The organism is Streptomyces sp. NPDC020965 (genome assembly GCF_044333555.1).
Classification (GTDB): Bacteria; Actinomycetota; Actinomycetes; order Streptomycetales; family Streptomycetaceae; genus Streptomyces.
The window spans coordinates 114,799-130,159 of the sequence record NZ_JBIRRE010000003.1 but is presented as its reverse complement, the minus strand read 5'-3'; the positions used below and the strand labels follow the sequence as shown (position 1 = coordinate 130,159).

At 71.4% G+C, this 15,361-nt stretch carries 9 protein-coding genes; all 9 read left to right on the top strand.

Annotated features, from left to right (window positions below):
- The first annotated feature begins 21 nt into the window (after positions 1 to 21).
- The 9 genes from bldG to ACH4S7_RS10930 all read left to right on the top strand — a co-directional run bounded on the left by bldG (position 22) and on the right by ACH4S7_RS10930 (position 15,147).
- Positions 22 to 375, top strand: a complete 354-nt coding sequence (gene bldG, locus ACH4S7_RS10970; protein ID WP_078075833.1) for an anti-sigma factor antagonist BldG — start codon at positions 22 to 24, stop codon at positions 373 to 375.
- Positions 376 to 476: 101 nt separating this feature from the next.
- Positions 477 to 914 (top strand): ATP-binding protein, encoded by a 438-nt coding sequence (locus tag ACH4S7_RS10965; protein ID WP_398520829.1) that lies wholly within the window; start codon positions 477 to 479, stop codon positions 912 to 914.
- 284 nt (positions 915 to 1,198) lie between these two features.
- Positions 1,199 to 3,607 carry a sodium-translocating pyrophosphatase gene (locus ACH4S7_RS10960; protein WP_398520828.1) on the top strand — a complete coding sequence of 803 codons (2,409 nt, stop codon included), beginning with the start codon at positions 1,199 to 1,201 and terminating at the stop codon, positions 3,605 to 3,607.
- Between the two features lie 211 nt (positions 3,608 to 3,818).
- Complete coding sequence (locus ACH4S7_RS10955; RefSeq protein WP_398520827.1) at positions 3,819 to 4,388, top strand: small secreted protein; 570 nt, start codon at positions 3,819 to 3,821, stop codon at positions 4,386 to 4,388.
- Between the two features lie 70 nt (positions 4,389 to 4,458).
- Positions 4,459 to 6,012, top strand: a complete 1,554-nt coding sequence (locus ACH4S7_RS10950) for a methyltransferase (RefSeq protein WP_398520826.1) — start codon at positions 4,459 to 4,461, stop codon at positions 6,010 to 6,012.
- 670 nt (positions 6,013 to 6,682) lie between these two features.
- On the top strand, positions 6,683 to 6,880 hold the full coding sequence (locus ACH4S7_RS10945; RefSeq protein WP_398520825.1) for a hypothetical protein: 198 nt from the start codon (positions 6,683 to 6,685) through the stop codon (positions 6,878 to 6,880).
- Positions 6,881 to 7,103: 223 nt separating this feature from the next.
- Positions 7,104 to 9,947: a type I DNA topoisomerase gene (gene topA / locus ACH4S7_RS10940; protein ID WP_398520824.1), complete on the top strand. Its 2,844-nt coding sequence runs from the start codon at positions 7,104 to 7,106 to the stop codon at positions 9,945 to 9,947.
- Between the two features lie 343 nt (positions 9,948 to 10,290).
- Complete coding sequence (gene tmk, locus ACH4S7_RS10935; protein ID WP_398520823.1) at positions 10,291 to 13,830, top strand: dTMP kinase; 3,540 nt, start codon at positions 10,291 to 10,293, stop codon at positions 13,828 to 13,830.
- 111 nt (positions 13,831 to 13,941) lie between these two features.
- Complete coding sequence (locus ACH4S7_RS10930; RefSeq protein ID WP_398520822.1) at positions 13,942 to 15,147, top strand: DNA polymerase III subunit delta'; 1,206 nt, start codon at positions 13,942 to 13,944, stop codon at positions 15,145 to 15,147.
- The last annotated feature ends 214 nt before the right edge of the window (positions 15,148 to 15,361 follow it).

Sequence of the window (15,361 nt, the reverse complement as noted above, 5' to 3'; positions counted from 1 at the left end):
TAGCAAGGTGCTGGAGGATCCGTGGACCTGTCCCTGTCGACTCGCAATGTGTCCGGACCTGGTGGCGACCGTACGGTCGTCGAGGTCGGTGGCGAGATTGATGTGTATACCGCGCCCAAGCTGCGCGAGCAGTTGGTCGAGTTGGTGAACGACGGCAGCTACCACCTGGTTGTCGACATGGAGGGCGTGGACTTCCTCGACTCCACCGGCCTGGGTGTGCTGGTGGGCGGCCTGAAGCGCGTGCGCGCGCATGAGGGCTCGCTGCGTCTCGTCTGCAACCAGGAGCGCATTCTCAAGATCTTCCGGATCACAGGTCTGACCAAGGTGTTCCCGATTCACACCACGGTCGAGGAAGCCGTCGCGGCCACCGACTGACGTCGGTCGGGGGCTTTCGCAGACAGCCGGAAGAACACGGGGTACCGGGCATCCAGCCCGGCCCCTGAGAAGCACGCGCCCGTACGTCCGAGGGGGATGTCATGGCCACCGTCGAACTTCGCTTCAGTGCCCAGCCCGAGCACGTCAGGACCGCCCGTCTGGTGGCCGCTGCCGTGGCGCGTCGGGCCGGGGTGGACGAGGCCGTGCTGGACGAGGTCCGGCTCGCGGTCGGTGAGGCGTGCAGTCGCGCCGTCGGGCTGCACCGCGGCCATGGGATCACCGACCCCGTCCAGGTCGTGCTGAGCGACGAGGACAAGACCTTCTCCATCGAGGTCGGGGACCGGGTCCCGCCCGCGGGCACGACCGCCAAGGGGGTGGGCTCCGGCTCGCCCGGCGTTCCGGATGACGACGACGGCGAGGACGATATGAGCCTCGCGGTCATCAGCGGTCTCGTCGACGACATGGAGGTCGGTTCCAGCGACGAGGGCGGCGTGATCCGGATGAGTTGGCCGACGGCTCCCGTTGGCGTTCTGCCCTGACCCAGGAAGATCCATAGGATCGAAGAAGATCGACCAGGAGCTTCGGCTCCATGATTGTCTTTTTAAAGAGGCCCTGCTGAGCAGGGCCTCTTTCCTTTTATCTAGATCATTGATCAAGCGTCAACGCGTTGGCCCCATTACTTCTTTCGGGCAGGATTTCGGTACTCGATCATTTGCTGAGTAGCCATTCAAGGTCAATCGCGTTTGCCGCGCCCTGTTTTGATCAGGTTCCGCTCCCTACAATCCGTCCACATCTTGATCTGAGACGACGTCAAGGAGGACGAATGGCGGGGCTGTTCACCTCGGAACTGATCGATCACCCCACTTCTCTAGCGGGCGCGGTACTGACAGATGACAATCGCTTGATCGTCGTCGCCATCGCCGTGGTGGCGCTGGCGGCGCTCGTCGTGGCCCAGGTGCTGGTGCGCCAGGTGCTGGCGGCCGACGAGGGCACCGATTCCATGAAGGAGATCGCTGCGGCGGTGCAGGAAGGCGCCAATGCCTATCTGGCGCGGCAGTTGCGCACCCTCGGCGTGTTCGCCGTTGTGGTGTTCTTCCTGTTGTTGCTTCTTCCCGCCGACGACTGGGCCCAACGCGCCGGTCGTTCGGTGTTCTTCCTGGTGGGTGCGCTTTTCTCGGCGGCCACCGGTTACATCGGTATGCGGCTCGCCGTACGGGCGAATGTGCGCGTGGCCGCGGCCGCGCGTGAGGCGACACCTGCGGAGGGCGAGCCGGAAAAGGATCTGACGGCCGTCGCGCACAAAGCCATGAAGATCGCTTTCCGTACGGGCGGCGTGGTCGGCATGTTCACGGTGGGCCTCGGCCTGCTGGGTGCCTCCTGCGTCGTTCTCGTCTACGCGGCCGACGCGCCCAAGGTCCTGGAGGGATTCGGACTCGGCGCCGCACTCATCGCCATGTTCATGCGAGTCGGCGGCGGCATCTTCACCAAGGCCGCCGATGTCGGCGCCGACCTGGTCGGCAAGGTCGAACAGGGCATCCCGGAGGACGACCCGCGCAATGCCGCGACCATTGCGGACAATGTGGGCGACAACGTCGGCGACTGCGCGGGCATGGCCGCCGACCTCTTCGAGTCCTACGCCGTCACCCTGGTGGCGGCGCTCATCCTCGGCAAGGCCGCCTTCGGCGACGCCGGACTGGCCTTCCCACTGATCGTTCCGGCGATCGGCGTGGTCACCGCGATGATCGGCATCTTCGCGGTCGCCCCGCGGCGCGCCGACCGCAGCGGGATGACCGCCATCAACCGCGGATTCTTCATCTCGGCCGCGATCTCACTCGTCATGGTCGCGGTGGCGGTCTACACCTACCTCCCGTCCTCGTACGCCGAACTGGAAGGAGTCACCGAGGCCGCCATCAGCTCGCACGGTGGGGACCCGCGGATCCTCGCGCTCGTCGCCGTCACCATCGGCATCGTGCTGGCCGCCCTCATCCAGCAGCTCACCGGGTACTTCACCGAGACCACCCGGCGTCCCGTGCAGGACATCGGCAAGTCCTCGCTGACCGGTCCGGCCACGGTCATCCTCGCCGGTATCTCCATCGGCCTGGAGTCCGCCGTCTACACCGCGCTGCTGATCGGTCTGGGGGTGTACGGGGCGTTCCTCCTCGGCGGTACGTCGATCATGCTCGCCCTGTTCGCCGTGGCCCTCGCCGGTACCGGACTGCTCACCACGGTCGGTGTCATCGTCGCCATGGACACCTTCGGACCCGTCTCCGACAACGCGCAGGGCATCGCCGAGATGTCCGGTGACGTCCAGGGCGCGGGCGCGCAGGTCCTCACCGACCTGGACGCCGTCGGCAACACCACGAAAGCGATCACCAAGGGCATCGCCATCGCCACCGCGGTACTGGCTGCGGCGGCGCTCTTCGGCTCGTACCGCGACGCCATCGCGACGGCGGCCAAGGACGTCGGCGAGAAAGTCGGCGACGGTGCGCCCATGAATCTCGTCATGGACATCTCGCAGCCCAACAATCTGGTGGGTCTGGTCCTCGGCGCGGCCGTCGTCTTCCTCTTCTCGGGACTCGCCATCAACGCGGTCGCCCGGTCGGCCGGGGCGGTGGTCTACGAGGTGCGGCGGCAGTTCCGCGAACACCCCGGGATCATGGACTACACCGAGAAGCCGGAGTACGGGCGAGTTGTCGACATCTGCACCAAGGACGCCCTCCGCGAACTCGCGACGCCCGGTCTGCTGGCCGTGCTGACCCCGATCGCGGTCGGATTCTCCCTCGGCGTCGGGGCGCTCGGCTCGTTCCTCGCGGGCGCGATCGGCACCGGAACCCTGATGGCCGTCTTCCTCGCCAACTCCGGGGGCGCCTGGGACAACGCCAAGAAGCTCGTCGAGGACGGCCACTACGGCGGCAAGGGCAGCGAGGCCCATGCCGCGACCGTCATCGGCGACACGGTCGGCGACCCGTTCAAGGACACGGCGGGCCCGGCCATCAATCCGCTGCTGAAGGTGATGAACCTGGTCGCGCTGCTCATCGCGCCCGCGGTGATCCAGTTCAGTTACGGGGAGGACGCGAGCGCGGGCACCCGGGCGGTGGTGGCGGTGCTGGCCATCGCCGTCATCGTCGGATCGGTGTACATCTCCAAGCGGCGGGGCATCGCGGTGGGAGCCGACGAGCCCGGCGCGGCCGAGCGGAACACGAAGTCACCGGATCCAGCGGTGGTCTCGTAAAAAACGTTCATCCGGAACATCTGTGACAACCGTTCAAAAGGCGGGTGGGCGGCGCGTATTGGCGTGCCGCCCGCCCGTTTCTCGTGTGGTGAGCCTTCTCTCCCTTGGTGCAAATGGCTTCAATAGCTGATGAACCGGGTGCACGACACGCGGTTGTCGCCCACTTGGCGTGTATGTTCCGGGGCCGAGAGCCTTGGAAGGGACCGATCCGGTGAACAAGAAGCTTGCGGTCGCACTGTCCGGTGGTGCGGTACTGGTACTGGCCCTGTCGGGCTGTGGCGGCGACGAGGACAAATTCACGGTCGACGACTGGGCCAAGAAGTACTGTGACGCCGCGAAGCCACAGATCAAGAAGCAGGCCGACGCGGAGCAGCTCATCCGCTCGACCGCGTCGGACGGCAAGCCGGCCGCCATCCAGGCCGCCGACTCCAAGGCGTTCCAGGATCTCTCCGACGTGAACAAGGCGCTCGCGACCGCCTTCAGAGACTCCGGCACCCCGCCCGTCGACAACGGCGAGCAGTTGGTGACGGACGCGGCGGCGGAGTTGGACACCAACTCCGCCTCGTACCTGGATCTGAAGAAGCAGATCGACGCGTTGGACACCGCGGACCAGCAGAAGTTCGCGGACGGGCTCCAGCCGGTCGCGGACGGGCTCGCGAAGATCGAGCAGAACCAGAGCGCGCGGAACAAGCTGCGGTCGGGCGAGACGGGCAACGCCATGGCGAAGCAGCCGGGCTGCAAGCCGGTGACCCCGAGCCCCTCCGGAGGCTCGTCCTCCTGAGTCCGCGCCACCCCCGGGGGCGCCGTGGGCCGGGGCGGCGGCTGTCGGTGGCGGAGGCCACAATGGGCGGGTGAGTACGACCGGCGTCACCCCAGGACTTCCCTCGCCCGCCCTCGCCCCCCGGCTGCGCGACGCGCTGCTCGCGGGCGCCTTCACCGCCGACGGCCTGCTCGAACGCCTCGGTGCCCCGGCGTACGCGGCGCTCGCCCGCGGCGAGACCGTGCCCGCCCTGCGCGCCACCGCGGGGGACGGCGTCCTGGACACGCTCGTACGGCTCTTCCTGCTCCAGCGACCCGTGGCGTACGAGCGCGCGCTGGCCGCCCTGCCGCTGCTGGAGGAGTGCCTGGCCGACGGCTGGGTGGTGCGGGACGACGCCGACGGCGGCGTCCGCGCCACGGTGGACGTACGGCCGTTCGGCGGGCCCGAGGAGCAGGACTGGTTCATCGTCTCCGACCTCGGCTGTGCGGTCGGCGGCGCGGGAGGTGCCGGCGGCCAGACCGAGGAGGTCGTCCTCGGGGTCGGCGGCGCCTCCACCACCCTCGCCGGAATCACCGTGCGCACGCCGGTCGCCACCGCGCTCGACCTCGGCACCGGCTCGGGCATCCAGGCGCTGCACGCGGCCCAGCACGCCGTCCGGGTCACGGCCACCGATCTGAACCCCCGCGCGCTGCGGTTCACCCGGCTCACGCTCGCGCTCTCCGGGGCCCCGGAGGCCGATCTGCGGGAGGGCTCGCTGTTCGAGCCGGTGGGTGACGACACCTACGACCTGATCGTCTCGAACCCGCCGTTCGTGATCTCGCCGGGCGCCCGGCTGACCTACCGCGACGGCGGGATGGGTGGGGACGATCTCTGTCGCTCACTCGTTCAGCAAGCGGGAGAGCGGCTGAACGACGGGGGATACGCCCAGTTCCTCGCCAATTGGCAGCATGTGGAGGGGGAGGAGTGGCAGGAGCGGTTGCGCTCCTGGGTGCCGCGCGGCTGCGATGCCTGGATCGTGCAGCGCGAGGTCCAGGACGTGACGCAGTACGCCGAGCTGTGGTTGCGGGACAGCGGCGACCACCACGGTGACCCGGTGCGGTACGCCCGGCGGTACGAGGAGTGGCTGGACGAGTTCGAGTCGCGCAGGACCACGGCCGTCGGCTTCGGCTGGATCACCCTGCGGAAGTCCGGTGCCGACCGGCCGTCGATCCTCGTCGAGGAGTGGCCGCACCCCGTGGAGCAGCCGCTCGGCGACGCCGTCCGGGCCCATTTCGCGCGCCAGGACTATCTGCGGACGCGCGATGACGCGGCCCTGCTCGCCGACCGCTTCACCCTGGTGCCCGAGGTGTCGCAGGAGCAGGTGGGGCTGCCGGGCGAGGAGCACCCCGAGCATGTGGTGCTGCGGCAGAACCGGGGGATGCGGCGGGCCACCGAGGTCGACACGGTGGGCGCCGGATTCGCCGGAGCGTGTGACGGGACGCTGACCGCCGGGCGGCTGCTGGACGCCATCGCGCAGCTCATCGACGAGGACCCGGTCCTGCTGCGGGACCGCACCCCCGACGCCATCCGGCGACTGGTGGAGGAAGGGTTCCTGGAGCCGGTACCGACGGACGCCCACGACCACGACCAGGTGGCCACCGACTGAGCCGAACCCAAGGCTGAGCCCGCGCCACCGAGCCGGGCCCTCAGCCTGAGCCGGGCCCTCAGCCTGAGCCGGGCCCTCAGCCTGAACGGCTTCCCCGCTCGGGCCCGAACCTGAACGGCCCCCCCCGCTCGGCCCTCAAGCTGAGCGGCTCCCCCGTCCGCCGGTGGGCGTTGACGGGCCGGTGGGCCCTGCTCCGCAGCCGGTGGGGAGGGCGCCCCCGGTGGCCACCGTGCGGCGCCCTCCCCACCGCGAACGGGGGCAATCACGCCGCGCAGGGGGCTCAATCGGCCAATGTTCCGCCAGCCCGCGCCCCGGTGCGTCCGGCCGGTGCCCCCACCCGCCGCAGCCGGCCCGGTGCCCCCCGCCCGGCTGCGGTGCCAGCCGATACCCGCCCGGCGCGCCCCCGCCCGGCGCCCTGCCGACCAACCCGTACGACAACCCGCCGATCGCCCCGTACAGCAACCCGCCCGGCGCGCCCCCGCCCAGCGCCCCGTACGACCGCCCACGGCGGAAGCCGCACAACAGCCGAGCCGGGCGTTCCACCGCCGCCCGGGTGAACCCCCGCGCCGTTCACCCGCAATTCGCGCCCACGACGTCCGGAGGTGTCAGCCTCGGCGCCGGGGGAGATCCCCCGCATCACCTCGGCAGGGCAGCAGGACGGGGTACGGGTATGGAGAGTGGGCCGGCCATCTTCGCCGGAGTGTCGTTCGCGCTGTTCGGGGCCGGGCTGCTGGTGTGGACGGGGGTGCGGATGACCCAGCGCGCACCGGTCGCGTACGGGGTGAGTCCCGGCACGGCCGCCGCACTCACCACGGCTTTCGGTGTGATCTGCCTCGCCCTCGGGACATGGTGCTTCGGACGGGTCTGAGCGACGCCCGGCCAGCGTCGTGCCGGTCCGGGCGGCAGGAATGGCCGGACTCGGGTTACCGTTCGAGTGGCCGTTGCGGGCTTTCACCGTTTGACACGGGGGCGGGTTGTACCGTCACACTCCGCAGCGGCAGCAGCACCACAGCAGTGCGACAGCGACGCGCCTCAGCGCGCCGTACCCGCCGCGACTGCCCACCGAGCGTCGACCGGAGAGAAGAGCGAAGTTGTCCCCGACCAGCGAGACCGCACACGGCGGCCGCCGACTCGTGATCGTCGAGTCGCCTGCCAAGGCGAAGACGATCAAGGGCTACCTCGGCCCCGGTTATGTCGTCGAGGCGAGCGTCGGGCACATCCGCGACCTCCCGAACGGCGCGGCCGAGGTGCCCGAGAAGTACACCGGCGAGGTGCGCCGTCTCGGTGTCGATGTCGAGCATGACTTCCAGCCGGTCTATGTCGTCAACGCCGATAAGAAGGCCCAGGTCAGAAAGCTCAAGGAGCAGCTGGCCGAGTCCGACGAGCTCTATCTCGCCACCGATGAGGACCGCGAGGGCGAGGCCATCGCCTGGCACCTCCTCGAAGTCCTCAAGCCCAAGGTCCCCGTCCACCGGATGGTCTTCCACGAGATCACCAAGGACGCGATCCGGGACGCCGTGGCCAATCCGCGCGAGCTGAACAAGCGCATGGTCGACGCCCAGGAGACCCGCCGCATCCTCGACCGTCTCTACGGCTACGAGGTCTCGCCGGTCCTGTGGAAGAAGGTCATGCCCCGGCTGTCGGCCGGCCGGGTGCAGTCCGTCGCCACCCGGCTCGTGGTCGAGCGGGAGCGGGAGCGGATCGCGTTCCGTTCCGCCGAGTACTGGGATCTGACCGGCACCTTCGCCACCGGCCGCACCGGTGACGCCTCCGACCCGTCCACCCTCACGGCCCGGCTGAACTCGGTCGACGGCCGTCGGGTGGCCCAGGGCCGCGACTTCGGTTCCGACGGCCGGCTCAAGTCCGACCAGGTGCTCCACCTGGACGAGGCGAACGCCCGCGCCCTCGCCGCCGCGCTGGAGAACGCTTCGTTCGCCGTGCGCTCGGTCGAGTCGAAGCCGTACCGCCGCTCCCCGTACGCCCCGTTCCGTACGACGACGCTGCAGCAGGAGGCATCCCGCAAGCTGGGCTTCGGAGCGAAGGCCACCATGCAGGTCGCGCAGAAGCTGTACGAGAACGGCTTCATCACCTATATGCGTACGGACTCCACCACGCTGTCCGACACCGCCATCGCGGCGGCCAGGGCGCAGGTGACCCAGTTGTACGGCGCCAACTATCTGCCCGAGAAGCCGCGGGTCTACGCCGGCAAGGTCAAGAACGCGCAGGAGGCGCACGAGGCGATCCGTCCGTCGGGCGACCGTTTCCGCACCCCCGCCGAGACCGGTCTGACCGGCGACCAGTTCCGACTGTACGAACTGATCTGGAAGCGGACCGTCGCCTCCCAGATGAAGGACGCCGTCGGCAACTCGGTCACCGTGAAGATCGCCGGCAGGGCCGCCGACGGCCGGGACGCCGAGTTCAGTGCCTCCGGCAAGACCATCACCTTCCACGGCTTCATGAAGGCGTACGTGGAGGGGGCCGACGACCCCAACGCCGAGCTGGACGACCGGGAGCGCAGGCTGCCCCAGGTCGCCGAGGGTGACGCGCTCGCCGCCGACGAGATCTCGGTCGACGGCCACGCCACCAAGCCGCCCGCCCGCTACACCGAGGCGTCGCTGGTCAAGGAGTTGGAAGAGCGCGAGATCGGCCGCCCGTCGACGTACGCCTCGATCATCGGCACCATCCTCGACCGGGGCTATGTGTTCAAGAAGGGGACGGCGCTGGTGCCGTCGTTCCTGAGCTTCGCCGTGGTCAATCTGCTGGAGACGCACTTCGGCCGGCTCGTCGACTACGACTTCACCGCCAAGATGGAGGACGACCTCGACTGCATCGCGCGGGGCGAGGCCCAGGCGGTGCCGTGGTTGAAGCGCTTCTACTTCGGTGCAGGCAGCGGCCCGGAGGCGGGTACCGCGTCCGCCGCCGGCAATGGCGACGGCGACCACCTCGGCGGTCTGAAGGCCCTGGTCACCGACCTGGGCGCGATCGACGCCCGGGAGATCTCCAGCTTCCCGGTCGGCAGCGGGATCGTGCTGCGCGTCGGCCGGTACGGCCCGTACGTCGAGCGCGGTGAGAAGGACTCCGAGGGCCACCAGCGCGCCGATGTGCCGGAGGACCTGGCCCCCGACGAGCTGACCGTGGAGCACGCGGAGGAGCTGCTGGCCAAGCCGAGCGGTGACTTCGCGCTGGGCACCGACCCGGAGTCGGGCAACGAGATCGTGGCGAAGGACGGCCGGTACGGCCCGTACGTCACGGAGATCCTGCCCGAGGGCACCCCCAAGACCGGCAAGAACGCGGTCAAGCCGCGGACCGCCTCCCTCTTCAAGTCGATGGCGCTGGACACCGTCACACTGGCGGACGCGCTCAAGCTGATGTCGCTGCCCCGGGTCGTCGGCACCGACGCCGATGGTGTGGAGATCACCGCGCAGAACGGCCGGTACGGCCCGTATCTGAAGAAGGGCACCGACTCGCGCTCCCTGGAGACCGAGGACCAGCTCTTCGACATCACCCTGGAGCAGGCGCTCGCGATCTACGCCCAGCCCAAGCAGCGCGGGCGGGCCGCCGCCAAGCCGCCGCTGAAGGAGCTGGGCACCGACCCGGTGAGCGAGCGTCCGGTGGTCGTGAAGGACGGCCGCTTCGGTGCGTACGTCACCGACGGCGAGACCAACGCGACCCTGCGGACCGACGACAGCGTGGAGACCATCACGCCGGAGCGCGGTTACGAACTGCTCGCCGAGAAGCGCGCCAAGGGCCCCGCCAAGAAGACGGCGAAGAAGGCACCGGCCAAGAAGGCGCCCGCGAAGAAGACGGCCGTGAAGAAGACCACGGCGGCGAAGACGACCGCAGCCAAGAAGACGGCCGCGAAGAAGGCCCCGGCCAAGAAGACCGCGGTGAAGAAGACCGCGGCATCGGCGAAGGCCACGGCCACGGACGAGTAGAGCCCCCTCTCCGGAGGCTCATGGCCGGACCCGATCCAGCGGAGAGCCCTTCTCCGGAGGCTCATGGCCGGACTCGATCCGGCGGAGAGCCCTTCTCCGGATTCCCGGTCGGAGCCTCACGGCCCGGACCGGTCCAGGAGAAGGCGCCCCTTTCGCGCCCCGGGCGCCGCCCCCAGCCACGGGGGCGGCGCCCGACGCGTACGGACCCGGTGCATCCCTTGCGCCCCAAGGGTCGTGGGCGAGGGAGGGCCCCCCGGCGGAGCCACCCCCGCGCTTTGTGTAGAACGTCCGTATGTTCGGACGGAACCGCCAGGGACCAGGGCGGTCCGGATAGGCTGGGCGGATGACGCGATCCGAGCAGCCAGCCGAGCAGCCGGTGGTCGTGAGCACCGTCTCAGAGACCTCTCAGGGCTCCGACGCCTCCGACGCCCTCGCCGCCGACTCCCGTGAGCGGGCGCCCCGCGCCCTGCTGCGCGTCCCGTCGCTCAGAAGGCTCTGGAACGCCCAGGCGGCCGGAGGCGTCGGCGACGCCCTCGCCCTTCTCGTCCTGCTCCTGCTGACCCTTCAGGCGGCGGTGGCCGAGGGCACGTTCGGCGACGGATACCGCGGGGCCGCCCTCTCGGTGGCCGCCGTACTCGGCGCCCGGGTCCTCGCGACCGTGCTCTTCGGCGCCGTACTCCTCGGCCCGCTGACGACGCTCACCTCGCCGAAGGGCCCCTTCGACCGCCGCTGGACCATGATCGGCGCCGATGGCACGCGGCTCGCGCTGCTCATCGTCGCGCCCCTGTGGATCGACTGGACCCCGGCCCACGCGGCCCTCCTCCTGCTGATCACCGTGTTCGTCGGCGGGATCGCCGAACGCTTCTGGACCGTCGCCCGCGACGGCGCGGCGCCCGCGCTGCTGCCCGCCCCGCCCCTGGAGGGCGCGGCGGTACGACCGCTGCCGGACCACCTCGGCGCGCTGCGCCGGCTCTGGCTGCGCACCAGCGTCGTGGCGATCCCGGCCGCCGCCGCCGTCCTGCTCGTGGTCACCCTGGTCAGCCGAGTCCTCGGCACCGGGATCGACTGGTTCGCGCGCCACCCGGCAGCCCTCGCCTCCTACGTCGCGGCCGGGCTCTTCGCGGCGTCCGTCGTGATCCTGTACTTCGCCCGGCTCTCCGGGTCGGCGACCCCCCGGCCGCGCTCCCCGCTCGAAGGGCTGCGCCGTCCCGCCACGGACGCGGGCCCCGACAAGGGCCGCACCGGGGCCGTCCCGTTCCTCCTGCTGGGCTGCGCCGCCGTCGCGGGCGCCGTCGCGGCGGCCGTCGCCGTCTCCGTCCTGCACGCCGTGGACCTCGGCGGCGGCCCCGCCGGCTTCGCCCTCCTCGTGCTCGCGCTGACGGGCGGCACCGTGCTCGGTGTCCGTGCCGCCGGATCCGTACTGCCCACCCTGTCGCGCCGACGGCTGCTCGCCCTCGCGCTCACGGTCACCGGGATCGCCCTCCTGGCGATGGGCCTGGTGCCCGATCTGGCGACCGTCCTGTTCCTCGCCCTCCTCGCCGGAGTCGCGGCCGGAGTCGCGGCGAACACCGGCCACGCCCTGATCGACCAGGAGTCGGAGGAGCCCCGGCAGGCCCGGATGACCAGCCACCTCCAAGCCGTCGTCCGGGTCGCCATCGGCATCGGCGCGCTCGCCGCCCCGCTGCTCGCGGCCGTCGTCGGCCCGCACCGGATCGCCAACGAAGACCTCGTCTACGGCGGCGCCGCCTTCACCCTGATGCTGGTCGGCGCGCTGCTGCTGCCGGTCGCCGCGGTCGTCCTGGCCAAGACGGACGACCGTTCCGGAGTGCCGCTGCGCCGCGATCTCGGCGAAGCGCTGCGCCGCGGCGCCGACCCGGCGCAGGCGCCCGCGCCCACCGGGTTCTTCATCGCCCTGGAGGGCGGCGACGGAGCCGGCAAGTCCACCCAGGTCGACGCCCTCGCAGAGTGGATCCGGGCCAAGGGCCATGAGGTCGTCGTCACCCGGGAGCCCGGCGCGACCCCGGTCGGCAAGCGGCTGCGCTCGATCCTCCTGGATGTGGCGTCGGCCGGACTGTCCAACCGCGCCGAAGCACTGCTGTACGCGGCGGACCGCGCCGAGCACGTCGGTTCGGTCGTACGGCCCGCGCTGGAGCGCGGCGCGATCGTGATCTCCGACCGGTACATCGACTCGTCCGTCGCCTACCAGGGCGCCGGGCGCGATCTGTCGCCGACCGAGATCGCCCGGATGTCGCGCTGGGCCACCGACGGCCTCGTACCGCATCTGACCGTGCTGCTCGACGTCTCGCCCGAGACCGCGCGGGAGCGCTTCACCGAGGCGCCGGACCGGCTGGAGTCGGAGCCCGCCGAGTTCCACCAGCGGGTCCGGGCCGGCTTCCTGACGCTGGCCGCGGCCGACCCCACGCGCTATCTGGTGGTAGACGCGGGCCAGGAGCCGGAGGCGGTCACCACCGTCGTACGGCACCGGCTCGACCGGCTGCTGCCACTCTCCGATGCCGAGGTGGCGGCGCTGGCCGAGGCGCGTCGCAAGGCCGAGGAGGAAGTACGCCGCAAGGCGGAGGAAGAGGCCGCGCGCAAGGCCGAGGAGGAGCGCCTGGAGCGGGAGCGGCAGGAGACGCTCGCCAGGCTGCGCGCCGAGGAGGAGGCCCGCCGCAAGGCGGAGGAGGAAGCTGCGCGGCAGCGCGAGGTGGAGCGGCAGGCCGAGGAGGCGCGGCAGCGCGCCGAGGAGGCACGCCGGCTCGCGGACGAGGAGCGCCGTCGGCGCGAGGCCGAGGAGAAGGCCCGCCGGGACGAGCAGGAGCGGCTGCGCAAGCTGGCGGAGGAGCAGGCCCGGCTGCGGGCCGAGGCCGAGGAGCGCCGGCTGGAGAAGCAGCGCAGGGCCGAGGAGGCGCTGCTGCGCGCCGAGGAGGCGCGCCGGGTGGAGGCGGAGGCCGCCGCGCGGGCGGAGGCGGTGCGCAGGGCGGAGGCCGAAGCGGTCGCGAAGGCGGATGCCGTACGGCGACGGGCCGAGGAGGAGGCGGTCGCGAAGGCCGCGGCGGTCAAGGCCGCCGCGGCGCAGGCCGCTGCCGCTGAAGCCGCGAAGGCCGCGAAGGCGGCGGAGGCTGCCAGGCTCGCTTCAGCCGCTTCAGCCGCTTCAGCCGCTTCAGCCGCCGAGTCGGTCTCGCCCACCGAGGTGACGGTGCCGACGCCCGTCGTCCGGCCGGACACCCCCTCAGCTCCTTCGCATCCTTCGCATCCTTCCGACCCTTCCGCCAACGAGATCACCGTGCCGACGCCGGTGGTGCGACCGGACGACCTCCCGGATCCTTCCGCCAACGAGATCACGGTTCCGACGCCGGTGGTGCGACCGGACGACGAGACCCAGCAGGTGCCGAGGATCACCGCGGACGGGAAGCGGCCGTCGGGCGGCCCGTCGGGAGCCGCTGCGGACCGCTCGCGGGCGGACCGGGAATCGGCGATGGAGGAGACGGCCGTGCTCCCGCCGGTGCGCGACGCGGCGCCGATGGACGAGACCGCCGTACTTCCCCCCGTACGGGACGAACGGCCGGTGGACCGGGTGCCGCCGGGCATCTTCCGTGATGAGCAGGGCCGTAGCGGATCTTCCCGTTCCGCTGGGGCCGCCACGTCGGGGGCTGCCGGCTCCAGGGACTCCGCGGCAGGATCTTCCGGGCCGGACGGATCGAGCGGGGACAACGACCGCACGCGGGAGCTCCCGCAGATCGACCCGGAGACGGGCCGTCCGCGCCGGCGCTCCGACTGGGCGGAGGAGACTCCCCTGGACGATCTGCCGTCCCTCGCGGACGAACTGCTCGGCCCCCACGACGAAGGCACGGACGGCGGCGACGGCCGGGGCCGGAGGCGCTGAAGGGGCCGGGTGGGATTTCGTTGTCAGACCCCTGCCCCACAATGGAGACCCCGGGAGGACCTCCCGGGTCCACGGCCACACAGCGGCCACGCGGAGGGCAGGTGACGGCGGATGACCGTATGGGACGACCTCGTCGGTCAGGAGCGGGTGCGGGCGCAGCTCGCCGCCGCGGCCCGCGACGCCGACGCCCTGGTCACCTCCGACTCCCTCGGTGAGCGGAGCCCCGACGCCTCCAAGATGACGCACGCGTGGTTGTTCACCGGCCCCCCGGGGTCCGGTGGGCCCACGGCGGCCCGCGCCTTCGCCGCCGCGCTCCAGTGCGTCAGTCCCGACCGGGCCCTCGGCGGGGAGCCGGGCTGCGGCTTCTGCGACGGCTGCCACACCGCGCTCATCGGTACGCACGCGGACGTCCAGGTCATCCGCACGGATCTGCTCTCCATCGGCGTCAAGCAGACCCGGGAGCTGGTCCGCCGCGCCCAGCTCTCCCCGGCCGTGGGCCGCTGGCAAGTGATCATCGTGGAGGACGCCGACCGGCTGACCGAGGGCGCGGGGAACGTCATCCTGAAGGCGGTCGAGGAGCCCGCGCCCCGCACCGTGTGGATGCTGTGCGCACCCTCGCTGGAGGACGTGCTGCCGACGATCCGCTCCCGCTGCCGTCATCTCACGCTCCGCACGCCCCCGGTGGCGGCCGTCGCCGATGTGCTGATCCGGCGCGACGGCATCGAGCCCGCCGTCGCCGCCGCCGCCGCGCGGGCCACCCAGGGGCATATCGGCCGGGCCCGCCGGCTGGCCACCGACGAGCGGGCCCGCGCCCGTCGGGCCACCGTGCTGAAGCTGCCGCTGCGCGTCGACGACGTCGGCGGTTGCCTCAAGGCCGCGCAGGAGCTGATCGACGCGGCTGCGGAGGACGCCAAGCAGGTCGCGGACGAGACGGATGTGAAGGAGACGGACGAGCTGAAGGCGGCGCTCGGCGCCTCGCAGGGCGGCCGGATGCCGCGCGGGACGGCCGGGGCGATGAAGGATCTGGAGGACAGACAGAAGCGCCGCAAGACGCGTACGCAGCGGGACAGCCTGGATCTCGCGCTCAGCGATCTGACCGGCTTCTACCGCGATGTGCTCGCCCTTCAGTTGGGCTCGGAGATCGCCATTGCCAATGAGGACGTACGGGACGCACTCGACCGGATCGTCCGGTCCTCCACCCCCGAGCGCACCCTGCGCCGGATAGAGGCGGTGGTGGCGTGCCGGGCGGCGCTGGAGGCGAATGTGGCTCCGCTGCTGGCGGTCGAGTCGATGACGATGGCGCTGCGCGCGGGCTGAGCCGTACTCGTACCGGTATCCGTACACGCTCCGTACCCGTACATGCTCCGTACTCGTACCGCCGTCGCTGCCGGGCCGGTCGGGGTGGTCGCGCCGGTCGAGCTGAGCCCCGTACCGCTGTCGCTCTGGTCTGGTCACCGCCCGTGCCGCCACCGCCCGTACGGACACCGCCCGTGCCGCCACCGCCCGAATCGTCTCCATCCCGCGCCGGCCT

Excerpts from the sequence above, each read along its gene's own strand:
- ACH4S7_RS10965 (WP_398520829.1), top strand. The coding sequence starts at position 477 with ATGGCCACCGTCGAACTTCGCTTCAGTGCCCAGCCCGAGCACGTCAGG.
- ACH4S7_RS10945 (WP_398520825.1), top strand. The coding sequence starts at position 6,683 with ATGGAGAGTGGGCCGGCCATCTTCGCCGGAGTGTCGTTCGCGCTGTTC.
- tmk (WP_398520823.1), top strand. The coding sequence starts at position 10,291 with ATGACGCGATCCGAGCAGCCAGCCGAGCAGCCGGTGGTCGTGAGCACC.
- ACH4S7_RS10930 (WP_398520822.1), top strand. The coding sequence starts at position 13,942 with ATGACCGTATGGGACGACCTCGTCGGTCAGGAGCGGGTGCGGGCGCAG.
- ACH4S7_RS10960 (WP_398520828.1), top strand. The coding sequence starts at position 1,199 with ATGGCGGGGCTGTTCACCTCGGAACTGATCGATCACCCCACTTCTCTA.